This window comes from Undibacterium sp. WLHG33 (genome assembly GCF_049544815.1).
GTDB lineage: Bacteria > Pseudomonadota > Gammaproteobacteria > Burkholderiales > Burkholderiaceae_D > Undibacterium.
The window spans coordinates 934,985-961,772 of the sequence record NZ_CP186697.1 but is presented as its reverse complement, the minus strand read 5'-3'; the positions used below and the strand labels follow the sequence as shown (position 1 = coordinate 961,772).

The 26,788-nt window shown below is 52.0% G+C and carries 24 protein-coding genes; 16 read left to right on the top strand and 8 right to left on the bottom strand.

From position 1 onward, the window contains the following. Positions 1-8 precede the first annotated feature (8 nt). Together ACOTSW_RS04365 and ACOTSW_RS04360 are read right to left on the bottom strand one after the other, a co-directional pair. Positions 9-2,225, bottom strand: coding sequence for a TonB-dependent receptor (locus tag ACOTSW_RS04365; RefSeq protein WP_423681215.1), 2,217 nt, complete (start codon positions 2,223-2,225; stop codon positions 9-11). A 267-nt stretch (positions 2,226-2,492) separates the two neighbouring features. Beyond that, entirely contained in the window at positions 2,493-2,867 is a 375-nt protein-coding gene (locus ACOTSW_RS04360) for a DUF2946 family protein (RefSeq protein WP_423681214.1), read from the bottom strand. A 327-nt stretch (positions 2,868-3,194) separates the two neighbouring features. Here ACOTSW_RS04360 and ACOTSW_RS04355 point away from each other — a divergent pair, with 327 nt between their 5' ends. The 3 genes from ACOTSW_RS04355 to ACOTSW_RS04345 all read left to right on the top strand — a co-directional run bounded on the left by ACOTSW_RS04355 (position 3,195) and on the right by ACOTSW_RS04345 (position 6,161). Beyond that, complete coding sequence (locus ACOTSW_RS04355) at positions 3,195-4,661, top strand: APC family permease (RefSeq protein ID WP_423681213.1); 1,467 nt, start codon at positions 3,195-3,197, stop codon at positions 4,659-4,661. Between the two features lie 53 nt (positions 4,662-4,714). After that, positions 4,715-5,188 (top strand): CreA family protein, encoded by a 474-nt coding sequence (locus ACOTSW_RS04350; RefSeq protein ID WP_423681212.1) that lies wholly within the window; start codon positions 4,715-4,717, stop codon positions 5,186-5,188. A gap of 109 nt (positions 5,189-5,297) precedes the next feature. Further along, positions 5,298-6,161 carry an HDOD domain-containing protein gene (locus tag ACOTSW_RS04345; protein WP_423681211.1) on the top strand — a complete coding sequence of 288 codons (864 nt, stop codon included), beginning with the start codon at positions 5,298-5,300 and terminating at the stop codon, positions 6,159-6,161. Positions 6,162-6,175: 14 nt separating this feature from the next. On the opposite strand, the gene ACOTSW_RS04340 is transcribed toward ACOTSW_RS04345, so the two are convergent. From ACOTSW_RS04340 to ACOTSW_RS04325, 4 genes are all read right to left on the bottom strand, one after another. Then, positions 6,176-6,367 carry a hypothetical protein gene (locus tag ACOTSW_RS04340; RefSeq protein WP_423681210.1) on the bottom strand — a complete coding sequence of 64 codons (192 nt, stop codon included), beginning with the start codon at positions 6,365-6,367 and terminating at the stop codon, positions 6,176-6,178. 273 nt (positions 6,368-6,640) lie between these two features. After that, positions 6,641-7,135 (bottom strand): M15 family metallopeptidase, encoded by a 495-nt coding sequence (locus ACOTSW_RS04335; protein ID WP_423681209.1) that lies wholly within the window; start codon positions 7,133-7,135, stop codon positions 6,641-6,643. Next, positions 7,136-7,924, bottom strand: coding sequence for an N-acetylmuramoyl-L-alanine amidase (locus tag ACOTSW_RS04330; protein WP_423681207.1), 789 nt, complete (start codon positions 7,922-7,924; stop codon positions 7,136-7,138). Further along, complete coding sequence (locus tag ACOTSW_RS04325; RefSeq protein ID WP_423681206.1) at positions 7,921-8,877, bottom strand: N-acetylglucosamine kinase; 957 nt, start codon at positions 8,875-8,877, stop codon at positions 7,921-7,923. The genes ACOTSW_RS04330 and ACOTSW_RS04325 overlap by 4 nt, the downstream gene beginning before the upstream one ends. Positions 8,878-9,128: 251 nt before the next feature. On the opposite strand from ACOTSW_RS04325, the gene ACOTSW_RS04320 reads away from it, so the two are divergent. The 5 genes from ACOTSW_RS04320 to ACOTSW_RS04300 all read left to right on the top strand — a co-directional run bounded on the left by ACOTSW_RS04320 (position 9,129) and on the right by ACOTSW_RS04300 (position 15,521). Continuing rightward, a complete protein-coding gene (locus tag ACOTSW_RS04320) occupies positions 9,129-10,424 on the top strand; it encodes an AmpG family muropeptide MFS transporter (RefSeq protein ID WP_423681205.1) in 1,296 nt (431 codons plus the stop codon). Positions 10,425-10,556: 132 nt separating this feature from the next. After that, on the top strand, positions 10,557-11,543 hold the full coding sequence (locus ACOTSW_RS04315) for a succinylglutamate desuccinylase/aspartoacylase family protein (RefSeq protein WP_423681204.1): 987 nt from the start codon (positions 10,557-10,559) through the stop codon (positions 11,541-11,543). Then, positions 11,540-13,348, top strand: a complete 1,809-nt coding sequence (locus ACOTSW_RS04310; RefSeq protein ID WP_423681203.1) for an ABC transporter substrate-binding protein — start codon at positions 11,540-11,542, stop codon at positions 13,346-13,348. The genes ACOTSW_RS04315 and ACOTSW_RS04310 overlap by 4 nt, the downstream gene beginning before the upstream one ends. A 158-nt stretch (positions 13,349-13,506) precedes the next feature. Beyond that, positions 13,507-14,106 carry a M15 family metallopeptidase gene (locus tag ACOTSW_RS04305; protein WP_423681202.1) on the top strand — a complete coding sequence of 200 codons (600 nt, stop codon included), beginning with the start codon at positions 13,507-13,509 and terminating at the stop codon, positions 14,104-14,106. A 2-nt stretch (positions 14,107-14,108) separates the two neighbouring features. Then, complete coding sequence (locus ACOTSW_RS04300; RefSeq protein WP_423681200.1) at positions 14,109-15,521, top strand: serine hydrolase domain-containing protein; 1,413 nt, start codon at positions 14,109-14,111, stop codon at positions 15,519-15,521. A gap of 1 nt (position 15,522) precedes the next feature. On the opposite strand, the gene ACOTSW_RS04295 is transcribed toward ACOTSW_RS04300, so the two are convergent. Continuing rightward, positions 15,523-16,431: a LysR family transcriptional regulator gene (locus tag ACOTSW_RS04295; RefSeq protein ID WP_423681199.1), complete on the bottom strand. Its 909-nt coding sequence runs from the start codon at positions 16,429-16,431 to the stop codon at positions 15,523-15,525. Between the two features lie 59 nt (positions 16,432-16,490). Further along, the gene (gene murQ / locus ACOTSW_RS04290) at positions 16,491-17,378 is read right to left on the bottom strand and encodes an N-acetylmuramic acid 6-phosphate etherase (protein ID WP_423681198.1); all 888 of its coding nucleotides are present in this window, start codon (positions 17,376-17,378) and stop codon (positions 16,491-16,493) included. Positions 17,379-17,624: 246 nt separating this feature from the next. Here murQ and ACOTSW_RS04285 point away from each other — a divergent pair, with 246 nt between their 5' ends. From ACOTSW_RS04285 to ACOTSW_RS04250, 8 genes are all read left to right on the top strand, one after another. Beyond that, entirely contained in the window at positions 17,625-18,203 is a 579-nt protein-coding gene (locus ACOTSW_RS04285) for a L,D-transpeptidase family protein (RefSeq protein WP_423681197.1), read from the top strand. Between the two features lie 368 nt (positions 18,204-18,571). Further along, positions 18,572-18,931: an ArsR/SmtB family transcription factor gene (locus ACOTSW_RS04280; RefSeq protein WP_423681196.1), complete on the top strand. Its 360-nt coding sequence runs from the start codon at positions 18,572-18,574 to the stop codon at positions 18,929-18,931. An 80-nt stretch (positions 18,932-19,011) separates the two neighbouring features. Further along, positions 19,012-19,512 (top strand): arsenate reductase ArsC, encoded by a 501-nt coding sequence (locus ACOTSW_RS04275; RefSeq protein ID WP_423681195.1) that lies wholly within the window; start codon positions 19,012-19,014, stop codon positions 19,510-19,512. A 59-nt stretch (positions 19,513-19,571) separates the two neighbouring features. Next, a complete protein-coding gene (locus ACOTSW_RS04270) occupies positions 19,572-20,852 on the top strand; it encodes an arsenic transporter (RefSeq protein WP_423681194.1) in 1,281 nt (426 codons plus the stop codon). Positions 20,853-20,885: 33 nt separating this feature from the next. Then, positions 20,886-21,653 carry an arsenical resistance protein ArsH gene (arsH, locus tag ACOTSW_RS04265; RefSeq protein WP_423681193.1) on the top strand — a complete coding sequence of 256 codons (768 nt, stop codon included), beginning with the start codon at positions 20,886-20,888 and terminating at the stop codon, positions 21,651-21,653. Between the two features lie 63 nt (positions 21,654-21,716). Beyond that, a complete protein-coding gene (arsA, locus tag ACOTSW_RS04260; protein ID WP_423681191.1) occupies positions 21,717-23,495 on the top strand; it encodes an arsenical pump-driving ATPase in 1,779 nt (592 codons plus the stop codon). Positions 23,496-24,166: 671 nt separating this feature from the next. Then, positions 24,167-24,505 (top strand): hypothetical protein, encoded by a 339-nt coding sequence (locus ACOTSW_RS04255; protein WP_423681190.1) that lies wholly within the window; start codon positions 24,167-24,169, stop codon positions 24,503-24,505. A gap of 78 nt (positions 24,506-24,583) precedes the next feature. Beyond that, positions 24,584-26,785, top strand: a complete 2,202-nt coding sequence (locus tag ACOTSW_RS04250) for a TonB-dependent receptor plug domain-containing protein (RefSeq protein ID WP_423681189.1) — start codon at positions 24,584-24,586, stop codon at positions 26,783-26,785. The last annotated feature ends 3 nt before the right edge of the window (positions 26,786-26,788 follow it).

Sequence of the window (26,788 nt, the reverse complement as noted above, 5' to 3'; positions counted from 1 at the left end):
TTCTCCGTTTAAAAGCGGATATTGACCCCGGCATACACAGAACGTCCTGCTCCCGGCACTTGCGTATCATGCGCAACGCCGGCTCCCATCGTGGCTCCTTGTCCGAGATAGGCGCCGCCCAGCGGTAAGTTGTAAAAGCGGTTCAGCAGGTTGTCGATACCGATATCAAAACGTGCCTGTTTCCAGGTGTAGCTGCTGCGCAGATTCAGTAAGGTATAACCGGCGGTACGCAGTTCTTTGCGTATGTCTGACAGATCGGTTTTAGCACCGACCATCTGCAATTCCACCGTATTGTCCCAATGATCTTTTTTCTGAGTCAGCGAGATCCGTGCGTTCAGCGGCATGATGTTATACAAGCCACTGTCGGTCACGGTGTTTTTAGCATTCACATAATTCAGGAATCCATTGAGCGAAATACTGCCGATTTCACTCGTTTTCACGAGTTGCTTGTGGCCGGAAATATCGAGGCCGTACAACCTTGCTTTCTGATTACTGAGGCTCAGATTCTGAAAGCCGTCTTTGCGTGCGCCGCAGGTTTTGCCGACGGCAGTACAACTGCTGGCGTCAATATAGTCGCGCACTTGCGTGTAGTAAGGCGCCACTTTCAATTCCCAGTCGGATAGTTCCGCGTCATGCCAGTTCAGCGTTGCGCTCAGGGTGTGGGCAATTTCGGGATTCAATTGAAGATTGCCGACATAACCGTTGCCATCGCCGAACCAGTTGTTCATATTCATCACCATGGTGTTATTGCTGGCCCAGGTATAGCGCTCATATAAATTCGGGGAGCGAGATTTCATCGCATAGCCGCCGTCGATACTGAACGTGGCAGTCGGCGTATAGCGTGCGGTGGCGGTGAGATCGATATTGTTATCCTTGCGCTGACGGTCCGCGGCATTGAATGCACCTGGAACAGAGCTGGCCAGTGCCGGATCGCCGTACATATTGCTATATCCGGCGACATTGCCACTGTTCATTTTCACATTTTCGTAGCGCAGGCCCAGTTGCGTTACCCATTGCGGAGTCCAGCTGGCATCCCATTCCGCGAACACACCGAGACGATCACGCTGGCCATCGGCGATATTCACAAAAGTATTCGGTGCCATCATCATGCCGGTACCGGAAGCAATCCACCAGTCATTCATGCGGTAGCGCTGATATTCCGTGCCGACACTGAGCGTATCGCGCGCCGATAACATCAACTCCGCCTTGATCAGCGCACCCGTATTTTTACCTTCGGTATCCATCGGCATGCCGGGTGCATTGCCGTACCAGAATTGCTTATTGTCACCGAAATTCATGCGGTGACGCGTGTGCTCGTTGTACAGGCGTGCTTCCAGCTTGCCCCATTCATACTGGCCCTTGTAGCGCAGATTGACCTGTTCACTGTTATTGCCTGTCATATCCATACGCTGATTCGGAAAGCCCTGATAGGGGATATTTTGTGTACCGATCCGCAGTTCCAGCAGTTGGCCTGCGTTACGCATTGCGACAGACAAGGATTGATTTTCAGATTTGTAGCGGGATGAGCCAACCTCGTCACCGGCGATCCAGGCTTTGTCAGACGCGGCTGGCTTTGCTGCTTTGAAATCGCTGGCGGCATGGTAATTACCGCTTTCGGCAATCGCGCCGGTGTAATTCAGGCTCCATATTTCAGTGGCGTAAGTCGCTGCAAAATTGACGCCTCTGGCATCGCCATTGCTGCGATAAAAGCTGCCGGCCTGACCTTTGAGCAATGTGCCCTGGCCTGCTGCTGCGAATTCCGGATCGGGCGAATTCACCTTAATGGTGCCGCCTATGCTGTCGCCGCCACTGCTGACGGGAGCGATACCGGTCAATACCTGAATACTGCCCACTTGCGTCGGGTCGATATAGGATAAAGGCGGGTTCATATGATTGGCACATGCCGAAATCAGATTCATGCCATCAACCTGTATCCGCAAGCGGTCATCGGCGAGGCCGTGGATAGCCGGCAGACTCGATACACCGCCCGCGGAATACAGACTGACACCGGGTACGTCGCGCAGCAGCGTGGCGACATCGCTGGTGGCGCTGAGCGCCGCATTCTGGCTGATGCCATCAACATTTGGTGCCGCAATTTTTTCGGCATGAATGACAACAACTTCAGATGTCTTTTTTGACGGTAGTTCCTGAGCGTGCGCAGCGGCACATGGAAGCAGGGCGGCGATAGACGTTGCCAGAATATGTCGTTTGAAATGAGTTTGCATAAAAATAGGGTCTTTCGTAAGTGATGCGTCGCTGCGGACAAAAGCAGAGCCGCAGTCATCATGCTCCGGAAATAATTGGATTCCGGGCATGGTTCGGTAATCGTTCGGGGCAGGCACAGGCCGCACCGGGGCTAAAAGAAGATTCTGTCAGTTGAGCGCGTGTGATGACTTTCTGGCGAGCGCGGCCAAGCACAATCAGGCTTGAGCGTGATCAGACCCGCGCATGTCATTCAGATGCGTAAGAGACAACAGAGTCAGAAAGGTACTTCAGATCGACGGAGGACCCCGAGCGGGGAGGGGGGCGGAGACGGTTGCCGCAAGTCGTGCAGCCGGAATCGACTGCGTGGCATACGATAATGCATGCGGCGGTTCGAAAATACTGTCTGAGGCAAGCACCACAGGAAGTGTGGTTGCGACACACAAAGGACAATCGAGTAGATGTGTCTGTGCACTGCTCCTGCCCTGGTCTGCATCTGTGCTGGTGCCGACCAGTTTATATCCGGTGCTGGTACAGATCAGATTCATCGCGTCCGGCTTCATCAGCGGCGACGCCATCGCAACACCCAGCGTCAGTACATACATCAGTAAGACTGTGCGCACCAGGTGGTGAAATGTCAGCAGGGAAATCCGGAGCATAGGCATAAGTTCCGAATGCTAACATCGCCAGTGTTTTTTTACCATGATGTATCACAAACTCTGCAAATTACGCTGCTTCGCGTTATGCAGAAGGGATTTGCCGCTATTATTGCGGTTTTCGTGTAATCGTTATGAAATATACGCAATCGCTCCGCTCAGCGTAACTGTTTGTGTATGTACAATTTTTGCTTAGCAAGTTCTGCTGTCAGGGAATTGTCTGTGTCTGACTGATTCCGGATGCAGTTGCACTTTTTGCACGCCGCGCCAGATCTGAGTGTCTGGTCTTTGCTATTTCATCGGATGCGCTGCCGCTTCTGAAAACAAGGAATGATCTTGAGCTTTACATCATTAGCCCGCCAATTAACCCGCACCAAACCGATTGATGCACATGAAGTGATCATTGAGGAGCAGCATCAGCACAGCCTGCATCGCTCGCTGGGCTTGTTTTCGCTGACGATGATCGGCGTCGGTGCGACGATAGGAACAGGCATTTTTTTCACCATGGTCGAAGCGGTACCGAAAGCCGGGCCATCGGTTATTTTGTCGTTTCTGATTGCGGCGTTAACTGCCGGGCTGACAGCGCTTTGTTATTCTGAGTTGTCGGCGCGGATTCCGGCTTCCGGTTCTTCGTATTCATTTGCTTATGCGACCGTCGGCGAGTTTGCTGCATTTATTGTCGCCGCCTGTCTGTTGCTGGAGTATGGTCTGGCAGCAAGCGCGACAGCGATAGGCTGGTCGGCCTACCTGAATAATTTTCTGCACAACGCGGTGGGCTGGCAGATTCCCGAGATGTTGCGCACGCCGATGATCGTTGCCGGTGCAAATGGTGTTGAAATTCATCCGGGACAATTTAACCTGCCGCCGGTTATCCTGGTGGCGATTTGTTGCGTTCTGCTGATGCGAGGTGCAAAAGAGTCGGCGACGGTGAATGCGATCATGGTTATGATTAAACTGGCGATACTGGTGTTTTTTTCCGTCATCGCTTTTTCAGGTTTTCACGCAGAGCATTTCACCCCGTTTTTCAACACTGACAACAGCAAGGGTTTGGCGGGTATGGCGGGTGTGACCGCCGCAGCCGGCACCGTTTTTTTCTCGTTTATCGGTCTGGATACGGTGGCGACCGCCGGTGCAGAGGTCAAAAATCCCAAGCGGAACGTGCCGTTGGGAATTATGGCGGCGCTGATTGTGGTGACCTTGTTTTACATGCTGGTGGCGATTGCCGCTGTCGGTGCACAACCCGCGCATATGTTTGAAGGGCAGGAAGCAGGGCTGGCAGTGATTCTGCAGAATGTGACCGGTAAGGCGTGGCCGGCGCTGGTGTTGTCTGCCGGTGCCGTGATCTCGGTCTTCAGTGTCACGCTGGTCACGATTTACGGCCAGAGTCGTATTTTGTACGCCATCAGTAAAGACGGCCTGATTCCTGCGTCATTTCAGAAAGTGCATCAGCGTACGCGCGCTCCGGTCATCAACACGATTTTAGTCTGCCTGCTGGTCGGCATCGTTGCCGGTCTCGTCGATGCGACATTCTTGTGGGACATGGTCAGTATGGGAACGCTGGTGGCATTTATTGTCGTGTCCGCATCGATACCCGTCATCCGGAAAAAAGGTATCGGTCATGGTACTCAGGGTTTTCGCGTACCTTTTGGTCCGTATCTGATTCCGGCGCTTAGTATTTTTGCCTGCCTGTATATTCTGAAAGATTTGTCAGGAACAACATTTAAAGTATTTTTTATCTGGATGTTTATTGCGATCAGTATTTATTTTGCATACAGCAAGCGGCACTCTGGTCTGAATAAATAGTGCCCGGCACCAGATGCCGGCGATGAATGAACCATCACTGAAAGGCGAACCACATGAAACATTTGTTGCTGGCATGTGCAGCACTGATTTTATTTCCAATCGCTGCGTACGCTGAGCATATCGGCAGCGTTGATACGGCTTTCAAACTGATAGGCCCGGACCATAAAGTGGTGGTGGAAGCCTATGATGATCCGAAAGTGAACGGGGTGACTTGTTATGTCTCGCGCGCCAAGACTGGCGGCATTTCGGGGGGACTGGGTTTAGCGGAAGATAAAGCAGAAGCGTCGATCGCCTGCCGTCAGGTTGGCCCTGTCAGCTTTCCGGCAGCCCTGAAGCAGCAGGAAGAAGTGTTTAATCAGAGCTTATCGATACTGTTCAAAAAATTACGTATTGTCCGTATGGTCGATCAGAAGAGAAATGCGCTCGTTTATCTGACCTATTCTGACAAGCTGATTGATGGTTCACCGCAGAATAGTGTCACCGCAGTTCCGGTCGACAGAAACACACCGATTCCTGTTAAAAAATAAATAGAATCACCGCTCAGATAAGTACAGAAACGCAGGTCATGCGGTTCTTTCTCAGCGGGAATATGCGTTAAAATGTGCGCTGCACAAGATTATTAATTGTCGTCCTGATATGAATCCACCCAGCACTGCGCACGTTGCCAGCGATCAATCCGTTGACGCCTTGATCAAGACCATACGCATTCCGCCACGGCCGAGCATGCTATTGGATCTGCAGACCGAGTTATCCCGTAAAGAACCAGATCCCGTAAGGTTGGCAGCCATTATTTCGAATGATGTATCGCTGTCTGCCTCTTTACTCAAAGTGACTAATTCATCATTTTTTGGTCTGCGCTTAAAGGCGACGTCGGTTGCGCATGCCGTCAAATTATTAGGCATACAGCAATGTGGTTTGCTGATGACCGGTATTATTGCGCGTCAGGCTGTCCAGACGGAAATAATTCCACTCGCCAAATTCTGGGATTTTTCATCTAAACGTGCTCAGGCAATGGCGCATCTGGCGAGCCGTATGCGGATTTGTTCTGCGGATATCGCTCATACTTTCGGCTTATTTTGCGACATCGGTATTCCCTTACTGCTGGAACGTTTTCCGGATTATCAGGAGACGCTGGTATTAGCGAATCAGGAAGCGGAAGAAAAATTTACAACGATAGAGCAGCAGCGACACAGCACCAGCCATACCTCCATCGGTGCTTTAATGGCGCGTACATGGGGATTGCCCGAAGAAGTCTCTAACGGTATTTTGCTGCATCATGATTATGCCGTTCTTGCCGATTCCGCGACGGATGAACGCGTGCGTGCCTTAGTGGCACTGGCGCTCGTTGCAGAATATGGCATACACCGTTATCACGGCCAGGAACACTGGACGGAGTGGGATAAAGGCGGACAGCTGGCACGTGATTTCCTTGGCCTCGCGAACGATGAAGTTGAAGATCGTTTTGAAGAGTTGCACGACTTGTTCAGCAGCGTTCATTAAATATTGCGGGCGGATCAGCGCCCGCCCAGCAAGCGCGCTGGCAGCATGACAAGCGCGCGCAGTAATTCCAGCACACCATCAACTGCAATCCCGACTATTCTGAACGGCAGTAACAGCAACCAGAATACGGGATAGAGCAACAGTGCCATGATGGCCAGCGGCCAGCAAAATACCAATAAAAAAATCCAGATGAGTAATGTCAGCATCATCGCCTCAGGCCAGCAGCTGATGGATAAGGTTACCCAGCATAACCAGTGCGATTGCAGCGATGACGACGCCATCCATATTTGCTGTGAGTTTCATACCATGTCCTTTCAATATAAGGTGAGGTGATGTCACTGTAGGCACTGCGATCAGTAAAGGCGAGCAGTTTGCGATGAAGCGTCATTTTGCGGGAACAGAGTGTTTTTATCCGCGATGAATATCTGTATTTTCAGATGGAAACTCAGAGGATCAGAGCAGCCTCAATGCTGATGTGTTCAGCGTCGGTAGCACCAGTGCCACGGCTCATACTGATAGCCGCTGCTGTTTTGTGGCGGGTAAGACATGTCAAAACCAAATGCGAGAGCATGTTGCTGTAGCCAGCGGAATGCTGCTGTGGTATCGAATGAGATTTCCAGTTCGGGATCTTCCGGTGTCGCAATATCAATTGCGCGACCGGAGTGGTGTTCGCTGTATCCGGGCGGCGCACAAACTTGCAGGATGTCTTGTATGGTTTGTCCTGAGTCCAGTTTGGTTTGTATGATGTCAGCCTGGCGTTGGATGCTGCGAAAGGCTGAAATCATCAGCAGTGCAATGCCGTCATCGGCAGCAGCAATCTTCATTGCTTGCCAGGCCTGATTGGCAGCAGGGGTCAGCAGATATTCGCGGCCATCGGCGCCCACTTCGGCAAGCACCAGGGTTTCAGCTTCGGAGACAGCAATAAAGCCTCGTTGCCGCAAAATCTCAGCGCTGATCCCCAGTGCGTCCAGCATTTATCGTGTCTTCGTGTTCGAGGTCAGGACATCCAGCATGGCTGCCGTCTGCGCGTCCGGCACGCCGTCAAATTTTTCAGGGCGATATTTGGTTTGGAACGCGATCAGCACATTTTTGGTTGCTTCATCCAGCACACCCGTCTGCGGTGTGTTGTAGCCGTGCTGCGCCAGTTTTTTCTGATACCAGCTGACGTCCGGCAACTGCTGTTCGTAAATGCTGACGCGCTGCGCAACCTGGGTTGCATCGGGCCACGGGATCAGGCCTGCGTCGGCCAGTTGTTTCCACGGGAACAGCGGGCCCGGGTCGGATTTACGTTGCGGAGCAATATCGGAATGACCGAGTATGTATTCAGGGCGTATCTGATGGCGGGCTACGATATCCTTTACCAGCGCAATGACGCGGTCGATCTGCGCTTGTGGGAAAGGAAAATAGGTACGGCCTTCAGGTGTGTCGCGGAAGCCCAGATTCACAATTTCGATGCCAATCGAACTGGCGTTCAGACGGCTATAACCTTTCCAGTCGCTGAGCCCGGCGTGATATGACATTTTGCTTTCATCAACGAGTTGCCATACCTTGACCGGCATTTGATCGCCGACCAGATAGTGGCTGCTGACGCCCTGCTGGCTCAGCACCTTGAGCGAGGTCGGTTCATCAATCGCGGTGTAGTGCAGAATCAGAAACTGCACACGATCCTCCTGGCTTTTCGCCGAGATACTGGAATCGATCCTTGACGTGGCGCAGCCGGTGAGGAAGGCGGCGAGAAATCCGAGTAAAAGTAATTTTTTCATGTGATTGATTGAAGTTGTCTGGCAGCGAGCCGGGCTGCCGAAAAATGTGCCTGGCAAATACTGGTACGTAAGTTGATCTCTGAAGGTAAATGGGTGCGACAAGAAGCTGCGATGAATGGATGAAGTTCAAGTACCCGTCCGCTGAGAACCACAGGCTTGTTGCCGAAGCGCTGGCACATCGCCATTCCCAGACGTGCCAGTTCCTGACCTGCTCTTTTCAGTATATCGGCTGCCACTGGGTCGGCATTCGCGCTGGCAGCCACTGCCAGTGCAAGTTTACCGATGTCGCCACGGCTGCGGTGATACATGAAATCTTTGGAACTGTCCCAATCATCGCCACCGATTGCTTTGAATATTTCTTGCGCGAGCAGGGAATCGCGCGATGCTCCCGGACACTCATCCTCGGTGCGCCAGATATGGCGTACTGCTTCACGCGCGATCCAGAAGCCGCTGCCGCCATCGTCCAATAAATAACCCCGGCCTCCTGCACGGTGAAACTGCCCGCTTCCATCGATATAAGCGGCGATAGAACCGGTACCGGCATACACCAGATAGCCGGTTCCTGGTTTAAAGCTATCCAGATACGCAATTTCGATGTCGGTACCGAGGCGAATCCGTGATTCAGGCATTTGCAGAATGCCGGTCAGCATCTCCAGAATGACGACACGCATATCGTCGCTGAAACCGGTAATGCCGACTCTGACTGTCTGTAAGTGACCGTGACTGCGAACCGCTGCCGCCAGATCTGAAAATACCTGCGCGAACTCCCGTCTGCCCTGTTGTGACTTCAGTTGCAGAGCTGTCAATCCTGCAGCAGTGCCGCTGGCGATAATGTCCTGATTGGCTTTTGCCAGTGCCCAGCGTGTTTGTGTGCCACCCGTGTCGATACCCAGAGCCAGCGCTGATGCGCTGTCGTTGATGTCGGGGGAAACAAAAGCTGCCGCTGAGTTCATATTGTGCTGATCTGTTCTGTCATGTTGTCGGGTAAAACGTATTACTCACGATGGCGCATCAAATTTTAACGCAGCATACTCATCGGTATTTGCTTCGTTTATCATAGGTCGCTTTTACGACAGGCAGAAAATGAAAAGATAAAGCCAGTGTATAACTTTACTCTATGAGCAAAGCGTAAAAATTCAATCGTTTTCCAGTACTTTTGCTGGGAAGATGTACTTGCAGTAGTTCACTAAGAAAAATTCACACGATGACCAAAGACGTCACAAACTCTCCTGATACTGAACAAACACCTGCCACCGGTGCCTGGCGCTGGATACCGTCATTGTATTTCAGTCAGGGCATTCCCTATGTGGTTGTGATGACCTTGTCCGTCATTATGTACAAGAACATGGGTATTTCCAATGCGGATATCGCGCTATACACCAGCTGGTTATATCTGCCCTTTGTGATCAAGCCCTTATGGTCGCCGTTTGTGGACATGTTCAAGACCAAACGTTTCTGGGTGATTACGCTGGAACTGGTGATCGGAGTGTTATTTGGCCTGGTCGCATTCACGATACCGATGAGCAGTTTTTTTCAGATGACCCTGTTGGTGTTCTGGTTGCTGGCATTCGGTGCCGCCACGCATGACATCAGCAGTGATGGCTTTTATATGCTGGCGCTGGAACAGCATCAGCAAGCGGCATTCGTCGGTGTGCGCAGTATGTTTTTCCGTTTTTCCATGCTGACGGGACAGGGCGCGCTGGTTTATCTTGCCGGAACGCTGAGAGATCTGACCGGCAATGTCGCCTTTGGCTGGATGGTCGTGTTCGGTGTGCTGGCGGCAATGTTTGTTAGTCTGTCGCTGTATCACAAATGGGCTTTGCCCAGACCCGACAGCGATCACGCGCAGGGTGATCCGAATCAGGTGGTCGCGACGTTTTTTACGATTTTCGGCAAATTCATTAAGAAAAAAAATATTCTGCTGACGATCGCTTTCCTGTTGCTGTATCGCTTCGGCGAGGCACAGTTAGTCAAAATGGCACCGCCGTTTTTGCTCGATAGTCTGGATAAGGGCGGGCTGGGTTTATCGACGCAGGCGGTTGGTATTGTTTACGGTACCGGCGGCATGATCGCGCTGACGCTGGGCGGCCTCGCCGGTGGTGCGCTGATTTCAATTTATGGTCTGAAGCGTTGTCTGTGGCCGATGGCGCTGGCAATCAACGTGCCGCATATCGTGTATGTCTATCTGGCATTCGTACAGCCACAAAATATTTATCTGGTCGGTGCCGCAGTGGCGATAGAGCAGATGGGATATGGTTTCGGTTTCACCGCTTATGTTTTGTACATGATCATGATCGCCGATGGTGAGCACAAGACGGCGCATTATGCGATCTGTACCGGGTTCATGGCGATGAGCATGATGCTGCCCGGTATGTTCAGCGGCTGGTTGCAGGCAACGCTGGGATACGCGAATTTCTTTGTATGGATTTGTCTTGCCGCGATCCCGACCTTTATTGTGACTGCCCTGATTAAGGTTGATCCCGAATTTGGCAAGAAGTAATAAGTAAGGGAATGACGCAAAACCGCTCCAGCGGCGTTATGGTTCCTTGCCAGGGCAATTTTGCGTCAGTCCTATAAGCAAGAAGTAATAAATAAAAATACAGCGTCGTTTTAGTCTGAAATGAGTAAAAGTATGAGTTCGCAACATTTGTTTTTTAACAGTCAGCGCTATCAGTCCACGCTTGCCGGACCACGCATCATCATTACCGGTGCGGTACACGGTAACGAGATTTGCGGCACGCTGGCGATACGGCGCGTGATTGCTGAAATCGACGCTGGCATCATTCAGATCGTGTCCGGTTGTGTGACTTTCGTACCGGTCACAAATCCGCTGGCTTATCAGCGCGGCGAAAGACAGGGCGACCGTAATCTGAACCGCCGCTTGTTGCCAACGGCAACGCCAGTGGAGTTTGAGGATCATGTTGCCAACTGGTTGTGCCCTTTACTGGCGGAGCACGATGTCTTACTCGACCTGCATTCTTTCCGCGGCGAAGGCGAGGCTTTCGTTCTGGTTGGGCCGGAAAATAATAATGGCGATATCGAACCTTTCCGGCATGCAGAAGCCGAGCTGGCGATGGCGCGGCGTCTGGGAGTGCATCGCATGGTGGATGGCTGGCTCAGCACTTATGCGCGCGGTGTCGCCCGCCGTCAGCAAAGGCTGGGGCCGGATGCGGATGCCAGAATGCTGGCGAATGCGAATACCCAGTTCGGTGTCGGCACTACCGAATATATGCGTTCCGTCGGCGGGTATGCAGTCACGCTGGAGTGTGGCCAGCATCTCGACCCACAGGCACCGGAAGTCGCGTACCGCGCGATTATCAATACGCTGACGCATCTCGGTATCATTGCCGGAACAGCACCTGCTGCTGTCAAAGAAATTGAAACCCTACGTATCTATGATGTGATCGACAAGCTGCACGACGACGATCATTTCATTCGCGAGTGGCGCAGTTTTGACGAAGTAAAAAAAGGTGATCTGATCGGTCTCCGTCATGATGGCAGCGAGGTCAGGGCGGAAATGGATGGCCGTATGATATTCCCGGATGCCGGTGCGCATTGTGGCGAGGAGTGGTTTTATATCACCCGTTACAGCGACAGGATTCAAGAGGGAAACGCATGAAGCAAGTAATGCCATGGCTGCATCGTTTGTGTGCCTTGCTGGTGCTGTCGCTATTTGCGTTGAATGTTCAGGCTGCTCAGGCAGGCACAGGCAAAACCTTGAATGTTTTGCTGACGACGCCCGAAAGCGCTCTCGATCCGGCTGTTGCTTCCGATATTGCCACGCTCAGCATTAATGAGAATATTTTTGAACCTATGCTGCGCTACGATTATCTGGCGCGCCCGGTCAAATTGAAGCCGAATACTCTCAAGGCGATGCCGGAAATCAGCGATGGCGGCAAGACTTATACACTGCATTTGCAACCCGGCATCCATTTCACACCCGACCCGGCGTTCAAAGGCAAAGTACGCGAATTAACCGCTGATGATTATGTGTACAGCATACGCCGCTTGTACGATCCTGCGCTGAAATCGCCGTGGTTATTCATGTTTGAAGGTAAGTTGCTGGGCGACGAAAAACTGCGCAATCTGCAAGCCGCACCCAGCTGGAAATTCGATAGCAATGCCGCCATTCCCGGCCTGCAGGCATTGGATCGTTATACCTTACGCATACGACTGAATGCGCCCGATAACAATTTTTTGTTTATTCTGGCGACCACGGCCACATCTGCCGTTGCCAGAGAAGTGATCGAGAGCTACGGCAATCAGGCGGGCAATCATCCTGTTGGTACCGGGCCGTTTATGCTGGGTGAATGGCAGCGTAGTTTTCGTCTGGTACTGAATGCCAATCCTGACTATCGCAAGGTGATATTTGATGGTGAAGCTGGGAAAGACGATGTATCACAGCAGATCGCGGCAGACTTGAAAGGACGGACTATTCCCCTGGTGTCGCGCGTCACGATTGCGATCGTCGAAGAGCAGCAGGCGCGCGTGCTGGGCTTTATGAATAGGGAATTTGATACGCTGGAACAAGTGCCGCCGCCTTTGTCAGATATGATCATGAAAGACGGTAAACTGAAGCCTGATCTGCAACGGCAAGGTGTGCAGCTGTCTTTATTCTCTCCGTTGCAGACCTACTATGTCTGGATGAATATGGATGATCCTGTTATCGGAGGATACAGCCAGGAAAAAATTGCGTTAAGGCGCGCAATTGCGATGAGTTATAACAGCCGCGAAGATATCAGCCTGATGGAAAAAGGTCTGGCGATTCCCGCGCAGTCACCGTTGCCGCCGAACGTGCTTGGCTACGATGCCAGCTTCAAGAGCCCGGTGCCTTACGATACTGCGCTGGCGAATGCTTTGCTTGATCGTTTTTCCTATCAGCGCGGTGCGGACGGCTATCGCCGTTTACCGGACGGGCAGCCTTTGCATCTGCTGATGCATAGTCAGGCCAATACCACCGGGCGTCTGCGCGATGAAGTCTGGCGCAAGACCATGGATGCGATCGGCATACGCATCAGTTTTAAAACCGATAAACATTCAGAAATCTTGCGCGCTTCCCGTCTGGGGCAGGTGCAGATGACCGAGGCAAACTGGGTTGCGGATTTTCCTGACGGCGAAAATTTTTATCAATTGCTGTACGGCGCCAATATCGGGCGGGCAAATTATTCGCGCTTTAATTTGCCTGCATTTAATCAGTTGTATGAAAAATCCCTGACGATGACCGATTCACCCGAACGGCGCGCGTTATACCGTCAAATGGCCTTGCTGATGCATGCCTATAACCCGTGGATACCACGGGTGCATCCTTTATCCGCTGACATACGGCAGCCGTGGGTACTGCATTATCAGCGCCATCCGGTCGATTTTACGAACTGGCGTTATCTTGATATCGCGCCGGATGCGAAACAAAACGCGAAGCGATAAATACAGGCGCATGCGCCACAGTTAAGGGCGCATATCAAATAATGAGTTACGGTTATACGTGACAAGTAAAGTTTCATTGGAAGACAGCGAGAGCAAACTCTATTCTGACAAACTGAAAAGAGTTCTGGTTGTTGTCTGATTATCTGGAGAAGTCGTACATGCGTTGTGAATTGATTGCTGATCACCCTGACTTCCGTCGTCTTTCTGCGATAGAGGGCATTGCAGTTGATCTGCGCTATGTCGGTGCCGATAATTTTGTCGGACGCGACTTGTATGGCGATCTCGATTGCGCGTGGCTGCACAGGGAAGCCGCAGCAGCGCTGGAGCAGGCGGCACACTATCTTGCGGAGCAGCATCCGGGTTACCGGATTATTGTGCTGGACGCTTTGCGCCCGCACCGTGTACAGGAAATGTTGTGGGCGCATCTCGATGGCACACCTTTACAAATGTATGTGGCTGACCCTGCGCGCGGTTCTATTCATTCGTTTGGCATGGCGGTGGATGTGACTATCCTTGATCCGCAAGGCAAAGAAATCGATATGGGCAGCGGCTTCGATGAAATGGCAGAAAAATCGCATCCGGCGCTGGAAGAAAAAATGCTCGCGGCCGGACAAATTACCGCGCAGCAGCGCAGCAATCGCGAGATACTGCGGCAAGCCATGTTTCATGCGGGTTTCAGAGGGATCAACAGCGAATGGTGGCATTTCAATTTCGGTGATCCGGCGGTCGTCCGTCAGACTTATCTGCGGATAGACTGAGCATGTTTGCGCAGCGCGTTTCCTGCGTCACTCTCAGTCTTGCGCTGACGCTGTTTTTCATTGCTGAAGTGCCGGCAGCGACCCCGTCCGCACCGGTGAACAAGGCAAAAACGATGCAGCCAGCGTCCTCAGTGTCATCCATGAAAACGACGACCGATCAGCAACTACAAGCGATTGTCAGTCAGCCGCAACGGCCACTGGCAAGTTTATCCGTGATTGCTATCCGTGACGGCAGTGTCGTTTATGAACAGCAGTTCGGCAAACGATATATTGCCGCTGAGGCCACCGCCAGCTTGCCGGTGAATGCCGACACTTTATTCCGTGTCGCATCGGTATCCAAGATGGTGACGGCATTGGGGCTGATGCGTCTGGTTGAGCAAGGCAAGCTCACGCTCGATACCGATGTCAGCCGCTATCTTGGTTACACCCTCAGAAATCCTTACTATCCCGATGTCGCGATTACGCTGCGCATGTTGCTGAGTCATACTTCGTCCTTGCGCGATGATGGTGGCTATAATTTCCCGGCAAATGTTTCGCTGCAAAGCGTTTTGCAGGCAGCAGATAAATCTGCAACACCGACCGTGATCTGGGCCAGACCGGATGCGAGCAACAAAAATTATGCACCGGGAAGCTACTTCAGTTATGTGAATCTGAACTGGGGTGTGATCGGCTCGGTCATGGAAGCGGTCTCAGGACAACGTTTCGATGTACTGATGCAGGAATTGATTTTGCAACCGTTGCATATCAGCGGTAGTTTTCATCCGGAAAATCTGAATCCGGCAGAGCTGAGTAATCTCGCCACCTTGTACCGCAAACAGAAAAATGATGTCTGGGATACAGCACTTGCATGGCAGCCTCAGGTCGATGATTATCATCAGCAAGGCGTGCCGAAGCGCACATATCTGGCGACGTATCGTCCAGGCTGGAATGCCACTTTATTCAGCCCGCAGGGCGGCTTGCGTATCAGCGCGTGTGGCCTGAGCCGTCTGATGCAGATGCTGATGCGCGAGGGCGAGCTCGATGGTGTACGTGTATTACAGCCAGCCAGTGTGCGGGCGTTATTAACACCGCAGTGGCGCTACGATATAGCATTGCAGAATGGCGACGATTATCAGGGCATGTTTCAGTCCTGGGCGCTGGGGTTTCAGGTATTCACCGATACCAGCGCAGCGCATCATGGCGATCGTCTGACGCCACCTGTCACGTCCGGCGGACATGGATTCACCGGCGTTGGTCATCTGGGATTTGCTTACGGTCTGGAGTCAGGTTTTGTGTTCGACCCGCAAACCCGTAACGGTATGATTTATCTGATTGGTGGGACAGGTGCCGATCCGGATAAAAACACCGGTGAGTATTCCAGCCTCAGTTTGTGGCAGGAACAAATCATGACCGCGCTGGCAAAACAGCTTCGCTGAATTATTCCTTGCTGGTTCTGGCGATAAATTCGGCGGCCGCCGCTTGTACGCAATCAACAAACGCCCGGGCAGAGCGCGACAATGGTGTCGATTTTTTGGTGAGTAAATATAGATCCACCGGCACATTCGGTAGCAGTGGGCGGCATTGCACTTTATCGTGATTAGCGGTCGCGGCGGTGAACGGATCGATCACTGCGGCACCGGCACCAAACTCCACCAGCGTGCGCGCCAGCACATAGGTCTGCACTTCGGTGTAAGAAGTAAAGCTGATGCCGAGTTCTTCGCAGGCGTCCATCACACGACTGACCAGATGATCATCCAGATCCAGCGCGATCAGATTTTTGGGTAAATCAGCGACGTGCAAAGGCGTGTTGTCGAGTTTTTTTGCCCAGCTGCCTATCGGTGCAATTGCCGTCATACTGCCGCGTACCAGCGGTTCCGATGCCAGATTCGGATGGCATGGGTCATACAAAGACAAAGCAAAATCAACGTCGCCAAGCAGCAGCGCATTCACCATATCGCTGGTATGGTGCGTTGATAAAGTACAGTGCACTTGCGGGAATTTTTTGCGCCAGGCGGCCAGTGCAGCTGGCACGACCGTGATCGATAAGGTCGGTGTCGATGCCAGCCGGACGGCCTCATCCGGATGATTTTTCAGATTATTGGCGAGACGGCGTACCGATTGCAGATCGCGATTCAGTTTATCGACTTCGGCAAACAGCTTGTGCGCTTCCGGTGTCGGATGCAATTTTCCTTTGATACGCTCGAACAATTTCAGGCCGAGCTGCAATTCACAATGTTGCAAGACCTTGGTTGCTGCGGGCTGGGAAATACTGAGTAATTGTGCGGCACCGCTGATCGTGCCGGCCTGCATAATCGCATGAAAAACTTCTATGTGACGCAATCGCATGAGTGTTGACCTGTTACCGTTACCCGTTTGTACCCTGCGATTGTAACCGCAGAAGGAGTTTATTCGGCAGCTTCGAGCGCTTTTCGAACGTCACCCTGACAGAGCGACAACAGTTTTTCAGCGTCAGCCACACTGAGCTTGTTGCGTATCGCCACGATCGCAGTCTTGACGTGGAAGTCACATTCTTCCAGCACTTTGCGACAGGTCTGTTCATCCTCGCCGGTTGCATGCATGGTCAGGCTGACGGTACGCCGCAGTAGTTTGATATTGGTCGGTTTCACATCCACCATCAGATTGCCGTAAACCTTATGCAGTTTCACCATCAGCCCGCTGGAAAAAGTATTCAGCGCAATTTTTTGTGAGGTGCCGGCCTTCAGCCGCGTGCTGCCGGAAATGATTTCACTGCCGGTGTTGAGTGTGATGCCTATGTCTGCACATCGGGTTACCGGCGCATCAGGATTATTGGCGAAGCCCACGGTTAATGCGCCACTGGCACGCGCTGCCTGCAACGCGCCCAGCACATACGGCGTGGCACCCGATGCCGCGATCAGCAACACCACATCATGCTGATTCAGATGCAGCTCGCGAATATCGATCGCGCCTTGTTCGGTGTCATCTTCAGCACCTTCGACGGCGACGAACATCGCCTGTTTGCCACCGGCAATTAGCGAAATCGCCCGTTCATCCGGCCACGAAAAGGTCGGTAATAATTCCACGCCATCGAGCACACCGAGGCGCCCCGATGTGCCTGCACCGACATACACCAGACGCCCGCCCGCTTCTATGCGTGGCAGTGCCGCATCAATTGCTGCGGCGATCTGTGGTGCAGCAGCGCGCACCGCCTGCACCGCAATGAACTGATCGTCGATCAATGCGGCGGCCAGATCTGCCGTCGCATAGGTATCCAGCTCGGTATGTAAGACATTCGGTGTTTCGGTGTTCAACATGATCATTTCTCCACGATGCTATTGAACTTACAGAGGACTAGCGCTGCTCACAAATGAAAGCTGATCGCGCAGTCATAACCGCAGGTAATGTGCTGCTGGCGAACTGGTATTTGCCAGCATGGCTGCCTGTGCTTATTCTGCCACTCATGCACTTTGTTTCTTGCATCATAATCCGGCGCTATCAACTGGCTTTTTAAGCCTGCTCTGTTTAGCAGGCCATGACATAACATCTGATATCTCTGCCACATGAAAAAACGACTGTTCGCCTTCCTCTTTTTGCTGCTGACTTTATTCTTATCCGGCTGCCAGTCTTTGCTGAATACTGTGCAGACACCAAAAGATATGCAACACCGCATCGTCGTGTCTGTGCCGGAACAGAAAATGCGCTTATTCGATAACGGGAAGCTCATCGCCACTTATACCATTTCAACTGCGAAGCGGGGTATTGGCGATTTGCCCGATAGTTACATGACACCGGGTGGCAAAATGGAAATTGCTGAAAAATTCGGTGCCGGTATGCCGGTCGGCACCGCGTTCAAAGATCGTGTGCCGACCGGCGAAATCGTTGCGATTGATGCGCCGGGGCGCGATCCGGTGGTGACCCGCATACTCTGGCTGCGTGGCACCGAAGAGCGCAATCAGCATGCGTATCAGCGTTACATCTACATTCACGGCACGCCGCAGGAAAGCCTGCTCGGCAATCCCGCCAGTTATGGTTGCATACGCATGCGCTCTGCCGATATCGTTGAATTGTTCGACAAGGTGGGTGTAGGCGCGGAAGTCTTTGTCGCTGAAACCGAAGCGGACTTGCTGCCGCAAAAATAAGCACAGACGCGGAATATGAATCTGGTTGGAAGTCGGGGGCTAAAGAGGCTGGAAAAGTCGATTTTCATGCCTCTGGACGCATAAATATACTGGGGGGGAGTATTTTTTAAAGCCCTTTATTTATAAGGACATAAAGGCAAAATCGCCTGATACTCCCCGAAAAGTGCTTATTTTAGGGCTGTTTTCATGCTTTTTTTCAAGGCGGATATTGGCTGCGTTGGCTGATACGTACCAATATTGACTGGGCTGTCGGTTTTGCACACGCCGGACATGAGGAATCACAAATTCCTGTTGTCAAAGTTCCGCTTTCATTTCTATAATTCGATAATTGTCGAAATATAGAAATAAGCCTGAACCGGAGTCCGCCTATGGAAAATAAACAAGCAATCAGCGCATTAGCGGCGTTGGCGCAAGAGTCGCGGCTGGCGGTGTTTCGCCTGCTGGTGCGGGTTGGCCCTGAAGGTTTGGCAGCCAGCAAAATCGCGGAAGAGCTGGCGATTCCGGCTTCGTCATTGTCATTTCATCTCAAAGAACTCAGTAATGCTGATCTGATTTCGGCGCGTCAGGATGGGCGTTTTATTATTTACGCCGCCAATTTCAGTACCATGAATGATTTGCTGGCATTTCTGAGTGACAGCTGTTGCAACGGTCAGGCTTGTTTGCCTGCATTGCAGACAGGCAGCCTGGCGGGTAGTCACTTGGCGGATCAGGCTCCGTGTAAAGCGTAGTAAGCAGCTGCTGTGAACACTGGTTTTCTTTGTAATTCCTTATCCTTGCAATTCCTTTTCACCAATGAATCGAGACAAAAATGACTGATAAAGTGTACAACGTACTGTTTCTTTGCACCGGTAACTCTGCGCGCAGCATCATGGCGGAAGCCCTGATGACGACGATGGGGCAGGGGCGTTTCAAGGGCTATTCTGCCGGTAGTTTTCCCACCGGTACGGTTAATCCGCTGGCGATAGAGCAGATTCAGACGACAGACTATCCGCTGACTGCTTTACGCAGCAAAAGCTGGGACGAGTTCGCAGCGGCCGATGCGCCGGTGATGGATTTCATCATCACCGTCTGCGATAACGCCGCCGGTGAAGTCTGCCCGGTCTGGCCCGGTCGTCCGGTAACGACGCACTGGGGTTTTGAAGACCCGGCTGCAGTGACTGGCAGCGATGAAGCAAAGCGCGCGGCATTTCATAAGGTATTCCGCGAAATTATGTCTTGCATCAATAGCTTCGTCTCGCTCCCTGCGCACATACTGGAAAAAAATACCATTCATCAGGAACTTAAAGCGATCAGAGATCAGCTCAACTGATGCGTCCATCTCATGATCTCGCAGTACATCAAATTCATTTCTGAAATGGGGCGCATGTCGTGCTGATTGCTATCCTGATTTTTTTGCTGACACTGACCTTTGTCATCTGGCAGCCGCGCGGTCTGGGCATAGGCTGGAGCGCGGCTGGCGGCGCGTTGCTGGCTTTGCTGGCCGGGGTCATACAGTTATCGGATATTCCGCTGGTGTGGCATATCGTCTGGAACGCAACGGCCACATTTATCGCGGTCATCATCATCAGCCTGTTGCTGGATAAAGCGGGTTTCTTTGAATGGGCGGCATTGCATGTGGCGCGCTGGGGCGGTGGCAGCGGCCGCAAATTATTTGTGTTGCTGCTGTTACTCGGTGCCGTGGTCGCCGCTTTATTTGCGAATGATGGCGCGGCGCTGATCCTGACGCCGATAGTAATTGCGATGTTGCTTGAATTAAGGTTTTCACCGCAAGCCACGCTGGCTTTTGTGATGGCGGCGGGTTTCATCGCCGACACCGGCAGTCTGCCGCTGGTGGTATCGAATCTGGTGAACATCGTCTCGGCTGATTATTTCAAGCTGGGCTTTGCCGCCTATTCATCGGTGATGCTACCGGTGAATCTGGTGTCGGTCATGGCCACGATCGCGGTGTTGCTGCTGTTTTTCCGGCGCGACTTGCCTGCCGATTATGAGGTGCAACAACTGCTCCAACCTGCGCTGGCGATTCGTGACCGCGCCACATTCAATACGGGCTGGTGGGTGCTGGGTTGGCTGTTGCTCGGTTTTTTCTGGCTGGATGGCATGGGTGTTCCAGTCAGTGTGGTCGCAGCAGCGGGGGCGGCGGTGTTGCTGGCCGTCGCTACGCGCGCCGGGGTGATTAACACCCGTGATGTCGTCAGAAATGCGCCGTGGCAGATCGTGATTTTTTCGCTGGGCATGTATCTGGTGGTGTACGGCTTACGCAATGCCGGGTTGACGAATCAACTCAGCGGCGTGCTCAATCGTTTTGCCGAACATGGTGTCTGGGGCGCGGCGCTGGGTACAGGATTACTCAGCGCATTTCTGTCGTCGATTATGAACAATATGCCGACAGTGCTGATCGGCGCTTTGTCGATAGATGCCGCCGTGGCAAACAATGCGGTGCGCGAAGCCATGATTTATGCGAATGTGATCGGCTGCGATCTCGGCCCGAAAATCACGCCTATCGGCAGCCTCGCCACATTGTTGTGGTTACACGTGCTGGCAAACAAAAATATCACGATTTCCTGGGGCTATTATTTCAGGCTGGGTATCGTTCTGACCTTGCCGGTGCTGTTGCTGACGTTGGCCGCGCTGGCATTACGTTTAAGCTGAAAAGCCGACGCTATCACCGTAAAGGAGTAAAGCATGACTGATGTGGCAGGAGAAATTATCGATAACTCAGCCCAAAATTTAGCTCAAAATTTAGCCCCCGATCTGCCGAACGTAAAGATGGCACACATGGATATTCCTGATGCCGCGAAACTCGCACCGGTGTCAGGCTTTGAGCATCCGCCACGGATATTGCTGATGTATGGCTCGCTGCGTGAACGCTCGTTCAGCCGCTTGCTGGTCGAGGAAGCGGCGCGCCTGCTGCAACACATGGGTGCGGAAGTCAGAATTTTTAATCCGCATGATTTGCCTATGGTTGGCAGTGTGCCGGAAACGCATCCCAAGGTGGTGGAATTGCGCGAGAGTTGTTTGTGGTCGGAAGGGCAGGTCTGGTGCAGCCCTGAACGTCATGGCGCGATCACGGCGGTGCTGAAAAATCAGATCGACTGGATTCCTCTCGAACAAGGTGCGATACGCCCCAGCCAGGGGCGTACACTGGCAGTGATGCAGGTGTGTGGCGGCTCGCAGTCGTTTAATACCGTCAACACCCTGCGTCTGTTGGGACGCTGGATGCGCATGTTCACGATACCGAATCAGTCATCAGTACCGAAAGCCTATGAAGAATTTGATGAGGCCGGACGCATGAAACCATCACCGTATTACGACCGGCTGGTGGATGTGATGGAAGAATTATTTAAATTCACGCTGTTGTTGCGAGGTCGCAGCGATTATCTGACCAGCCGTTACAGTGAACGCAAACAGGATGCATTGAACGCCGCCAACAAGATCATCGCCAAAGCCTGATTCGTGCTTAACTGAGTCGTTGCCGGGTGACAGCCTTACACCGTTTTTATAAAAGGAATGAATATGCTTTTTCTGGATAATACGCCGAAATTTTTTTTCTTCACCGGTAAAGGCGGCGTCGGCAAAACCTCGGTCGCTTGCGCCACTGCCGTCTGGCTTGCCGATCAGGGACGACGCGTATTGCTGGTCAGCACCGACCCGGCATCGAATGTCGGTCAGGTATTCGGCATCCGTATCGGTAACAGCATCAGAGCGGTGGAGTCGGTTGCCAATCTGTCTGCACTGGAAATTGATCCGCAAGCGGCAGCACAACTGTACCGCGACCGCATCGTCACACCTGCGCGCGGCACCCTGCCCGAGGTGGTGATCAAAGCGATGGAGGAACAATTGTCCGGTGCTTGCACCACAGAAATCGCCGCATTTGATGAGTTCACCGGGCTGCTGACCAATCCGCAGATGCTGCGGGATTACGATCACATCATTTTTGATACCGCGCCGACCGGGCACACGATACGTATGTTGCAACTGCCCGGTGCCTGGTCCGGCTTTCTGGAAGAGGGCAAAGGCGATGCCTCTTGTCTCGGGCCGCTGGCAGGTCTGGGCAAGCAGCGTGAAAAATATCATGAAGCCGTGCAGACCTTAGCCGACCCGGCACGTACCCGCATGGTGCTGGTGGCACGTGCCCAGCATTCCAGCCTGAAAGAAGCTGCACGCACACATGATGAGCTGGCAGCCATCGGTTTTCATCAACAATATCTGATCATCAATGGCGTGTTGCCGGAAGCAGAAACACTACACGATGCGCTGGCGCGCGCCGTCTGGAAACGCGAGCAGGCGGCATTGGCTGCCACGCCCGAGGTATTACGCGGCTTGCCGACAGATCATATTCCGCTGCGCGCATTCAATCTGGTCGGGCTTGATTCTTTGCGTCATTTGCTGACGGCCTCTACCGCGGTCGATGGTGCTAATGACGCTGATCCATCCGCAACGCAAACATTGCCTGCCCTGACGGACGCGCCATCGCTGGCGACGCTGGTCGATGGTCTGGCAGGTAGCGGGCATGGCCTGATCATGACGATGGGCAAAGGTGGCGTTGGTAAAACCACGGTTGCTGCGGCGATCGCTATCGCCCTCGCGCAACGCGGTTTTCCGGTGCATCTGACGACCTCAGACCCGGCAGCACATCTGCTTGAAACACTGGAAGGCAACTTGCCGAATCTGAGCGTCAGCCGGATTGACCCTGTTGCCGAGACTGCGCGCTATCGTCAGGAAGTCATGGCGAGCAAAGGTAAGCACCTTGATGCGCAAGGAAAAGCCTTGCTGGAAGAAGATTTGCGCTCACCATGCACCGAAGAGATCGCTGTGTTCCAGGCGTTTTCACGCGTCATCCGCGAAGCCGGGAAAAAATTTGTGGTGATGGATACCGCACCGACCGGCCACACCTTATTGCTGCTCGATACCACCGGTGCCTATCATCGTGAAATCGAACGACAGATGGCGCATACCGGCGTTCATTACACGACGCCGATGATGCAATTGCAGGACCCGCAACAAACGAAAATCGTGATCGTGACACTGGCAGAAACCACGCCAGTGCTGGAAGCCGCTGGCCTGCAAAATGACTTACGCCGCGCCGGTATTGAGCCGTGGGCATGGGTCATCAACAACAGCCTGGCGATGGCGCAACCGCAATCGCTGTTGCTACAGCAAAGGGCAAAAAATGAATTGCAACAAATCCGCCTGGTCGCAGATCAACACAGCCAGCGCTGGGCGATTATTCCTTTACAGGCAGAAGAACCTGTCGGTATCGACAAACTGACAAAGCTGCTGAATGCAAAGTGATTCATTTCTGACGCTGAATAAAAAAAATCCCCGACATCGCTGCCGGGGATTTTTTTGTCAGTACAACCGGAATTACTTGAACTTGCAATTCGCCAGCAAGGTGAATGAGCGGCCGCGTGGGTCGGCGACGCTTGCTTGCAGGAAGTTATAGCAAAAGCGGAATTGTGGATCTGCGAAACAAGAAGCAATTCCCAAAGGATTCACTTAACGGTATGACAGTAGTTGAATGTCGATTATTTCGGCAGTCATAAAACTCGGATCGCACGTGACAATGAATGATGGAGATTTATTTTGGCAATAAATACATTCATTTTGATTAAAACAAACGCAGATAAATTGTTGCAATAAAGTGTAACTCAAAAGATATTTAATTTTTAATATTTCAATAAAAAATGCTTTAGAATAATATTTCTATTCCGACAACTCCCAAAAGAGGTAATTATGTTACGTAAATCAATTCTTACATTTATGTTTTTCGTCAGCGTTTCAGCTTCATACGCCAGTAATAACGGTGAGGTTTCGCCAGAAATGCAGTGCATTTCAAGATGCGTTGGTGCTCTAGGGTGGGAAGAGGTTGAATTCTGTGTTGATTTATGCACTAGTTAATAACTTAAGTGGCAAACCTCATCTCAGGTTAAAAACACCTTGATGGGGTTTGCTTGAACGAAAAGATGTCCTTAAGTAAATTAAGTGGATCATTGATAAAAATGGATATAAAAAAAAGTCATCTGCTCGTTCTCATCGTCGCGGCACTAGTCGGGACAACAAGTTTTGCGCAGACATTGAAGAAGGCACGCCCTCGCGCTGAATGCACACAGCTTTGCAATGAAAGAGGATTAACGCAGCCTAAGTTTGGTGGGAAGCTAAACAAAATCCGTGAAGAGATCGCAAAAGAAACCGATCCGGAAAAAGTCCAGGTATTGCGCCAAAAAGAAAAAGAGGAATTGGAACGCGCCACAGAAAAGCTGGCTGAATTTTGTGAGTTTATGTGCGAAGGTAATCCTGAATAGAAGCCAAGCCACCAAAGGTAGTACCCTGCTAATTAATGAGACAACCCAGCGATTCCTGACAGCGTAGAAATAGGATTTATGTATAACAAGATCAACACGTTAGGTAGCTTGCTGCTAACCAGCGTATCCGCATTTGCACAGCAAGCCGGTCAGGTTCAAGGTTCTGAGCAGTCCCCCCAGCAAGTCGTCGTGAATGGATCACAGACAGATATCGAGGCCAGCCAGGATTTTGTGGCTGGCAAGGTGATTATCGGGCGCAAGCAAATCGAACAAAGCGGCTTGCAAAATGTGACAGAAATACTGAAACGCGACCCTGTCATTACACTTGGTAAAGATGGCCGTATCAGTTTGCTGGGTTTGCCTGGCTATACCCAAATCTTGTTGGATGGACGTGCTCCGATGGGAAAGAGCCCGTTAGAGTTGGATTTGAGCCAGGTTGATAAGATAGAAATCATTAAGTCCACTACGGCAGAAACTGGGCCCTTCGGGATAGCCGGAACGATCAACGTGATCAGTCGCAAAATTGAACGCAAAATTCAGCAGCAACTGAACCTTGGTGTGACCGAAACGAGGGGTGAGTACGGCGCTAATGGCACATGGAGGATGAATCAGTTCAGTCCGGAGAGTCCATGGAGTTTTAGCCTGAGCGCCAATGCGCGCCACAACCGCAGCCCGGGTAACGGAGCAGATGAGCAGCAATTGCTCACATCGCTCGGTATGCAACCGCAGTTCCAGGCAAGCCGTCATACCTTGAGGAGGGATGAATTTTCAACGCTGACCTCTGAGCTGGCGTATCAATTTGGTGCCGGAAATACGCTGAGTTTTAAACCGGATTATGGCCAGATCACGCTGGATCAAACCAAGACCGAACAACGACACTGGGTCAATGACCGTTTGCAACAAGCCTGGCAACGCAGCACCTCACCCCTCAGCGGTTATAACCTGCCACTGAGCTGGACTTATGATAGTGGCGATTTCGGTCAGATTGATACAAGCCTGCGCTTCAGTCAAATGCAAAATATAAGTGATAGCTTGCGAATTGATCAGGATAGCGCCAATCCGAATGGAGCTAATTACGCCTTGCGTCGCCAGCATTATCGCGATGATCAAAGCAACACGATCTGGTCATTCAATTACAGTAACAGTATCAGCGATGGGCATAACATCAAATCCGGCCTGCAGTGGACACATAGCAGACATGAAACCCGGCGTGTGTACTGGCTCAATGATGTCGTTGATACGAGTCTCATTTGGTTAGGCGGACAAAGTCAGAATGTTGAGAAAAAGTACAGGATTTTTGTTCAGGATGACTGGCGTGTGAATAAGACCCTGGCCTTAAATGCTGGTCTGTCAATGGAAGATCAGACGCTGAATATGCTTGAAGAGGGTATGCGTAATCAGGCGCGTTTCAGAGTTTGGTCGCCGTCGGCGCATTTGTCAAAAAAACTGGCGGCCGATCAGAAGCGCCAGTTCCGTCTTTCGTTGGCACGTAGTTTCCGGGCACCAGATTCAAGCCAGTTAATGCTGCAGCCCGCAATTAACCCGTTTGCACCATGTTTTACCAATACTGGTTGCGGTAATAATACGATCGATACCGCCGACAGTGCCGGTAATCCGGGCTTGCAGCCAGAACGGGCGCTCGCTTTGAATTTGAGTTATGAACATGGCCTGAGTCGGGATAGTCAAATCAGTATTGATGTCTATTCGCGCCAGATCGACAGGAAAATTGGCAGCGAGCTTCTGTTAATGCCTGTGTCTTGGGCACCAAGCCCGCGCTATGTGCAAAGACCCGCCAATCTCGGCGACGCTTCGATTCAAGGTGTGAGTCTCAACTGGCGCGTTGCCGTGACTGATATATGGTCTGCCTCTCCCAAATTAGATTTGCGTGGCAGCGTCGGTTGGGCGCATTCGGTGATGAGTAACTTGCCCGCGCAGGATAACCATCTGGAAGGTCAATTGCCATGGCGTGCCAAACTTGGATTGAGCTATGTCATGGCTAATCTGCCGGTGAAAATCGATCTGGATGCTAACTGGCTTCCGGCGGACTGGCTACGTAATAATCTGACCCAGAGAACTTATGAGTCCCGTCAGCGAAGCCTAAGCGCGAACGCCATCTGGACCGTGAATCCAAGGATGCGCCTGGTCATGAACATGGATAATCTTTTTGCACCAGAAGCATACACAATTCGTGAGTATTTTACGGATAGCACGACTTTGCAAACACGTAATAAGAACTCGGCTTATACCCGAGTTGGCATCAGGATGGAACTCAAACTCTAAGGA

Coding starts and splice junctions, on each gene's coding strand:
- ACOTSW_RS04365 (WP_423681215.1), bottom strand. CDS start 2,225: ATGCAAACTCATTTCAAACGACATATTCTGGCAACGTCTATCGCCGCC.
- ACOTSW_RS04360 (WP_423681214.1), bottom strand. CDS start 2,867: ATGCCTATGCTCCGGATTTCCCTGCTGACATTTCACCACCTGGTGCGC.
- ACOTSW_RS04350 (WP_423681212.1), top strand. CDS start 4,715: ATGAAACATTTGTTGCTGGCATGTGCAGCACTGATTTTATTTCCAATC.
- ACOTSW_RS04345 (WP_423681211.1), top strand. CDS start 5,298: ATGAATCCACCCAGCACTGCGCACGTTGCCAGCGATCAATCCGTTGAC.
- ACOTSW_RS04340 (WP_423681210.1), bottom strand. CDS start 6,367: ATGCTGACATTACTCATCTGGATTTTTTTATTGGTATTTTGCTGGCCG.
- ACOTSW_RS04335 (WP_423681209.1), bottom strand. CDS start 7,135: ATGCTGGACGCACTGGGGATCAGCGCTGAGATTTTGCGGCAACGAGGC.
- ACOTSW_RS04330 (WP_423681207.1), bottom strand. CDS start 7,924: ATGAAAAAATTACTTTTACTCGGATTTCTCGCCGCCTTCCTCACCGGC.
- ACOTSW_RS04325 (WP_423681206.1), bottom strand. CDS start 8,877: ATGAACTCAGCGGCAGCTTTTGTTTCCCCCGACATCAACGACAGCGCA.
- ACOTSW_RS04320 (WP_423681205.1), top strand. CDS start 9,129: ATGACCAAAGACGTCACAAACTCTCCTGATACTGAACAAACACCTGCC.
- ACOTSW_RS04315 (WP_423681204.1), top strand. CDS start 10,557: ATGAGTTCGCAACATTTGTTTTTTAACAGTCAGCGCTATCAGTCCACG.
- ACOTSW_RS04310 (WP_423681203.1), top strand. CDS start 11,540: ATGAAGCAAGTAATGCCATGGCTGCATCGTTTGTGTGCCTTGCTGGTG.
- ACOTSW_RS04305 (WP_423681202.1), top strand. CDS start 13,507: ATGCGTTGTGAATTGATTGCTGATCACCCTGACTTCCGTCGTCTTTCT.
- ACOTSW_RS04300 (WP_423681200.1), top strand. CDS start 14,109: ATGTTTGCGCAGCGCGTTTCCTGCGTCACTCTCAGTCTTGCGCTGACG.
- ACOTSW_RS04295 (WP_423681199.1), bottom strand. CDS start 16,431: ATGCGATTGCGTCACATAGAAGTTTTTCATGCGATTATGCAGGCCGGC.
- murQ (WP_423681198.1), bottom strand. CDS start 17,378: ATGTTGAACACCGAAACACCGAATGTCTTACATACCGAGCTGGATACC.
- ACOTSW_RS04285 (WP_423681197.1), top strand. CDS start 17,625: ATGAAAAAACGACTGTTCGCCTTCCTCTTTTTGCTGCTGACTTTATTC.
- ACOTSW_RS04280 (WP_423681196.1), top strand. CDS start 18,572: ATGGAAAATAAACAAGCAATCAGCGCATTAGCGGCGTTGGCGCAAGAG.
- ACOTSW_RS04275 (WP_423681195.1), top strand. CDS start 19,012: ATGACTGATAAAGTGTACAACGTACTGTTTCTTTGCACCGGTAACTCT.
- arsH (WP_423681193.1), top strand. CDS start 20,886: ATGACTGATGTGGCAGGAGAAATTATCGATAACTCAGCCCAAAATTTA.
- arsA (WP_423681191.1), top strand. CDS start 21,717: ATGCTTTTTCTGGATAATACGCCGAAATTTTTTTTCTTCACCGGTAAA.
- ACOTSW_RS04255 (WP_423681190.1), top strand. CDS start 24,167: ATGTCCTTAAGTAAATTAAGTGGATCATTGATAAAAATGGATATAAAA.
- ACOTSW_RS04250 (WP_423681189.1), top strand. CDS start 24,584: ATGTATAACAAGATCAACACGTTAGGTAGCTTGCTGCTAACCAGCGTA.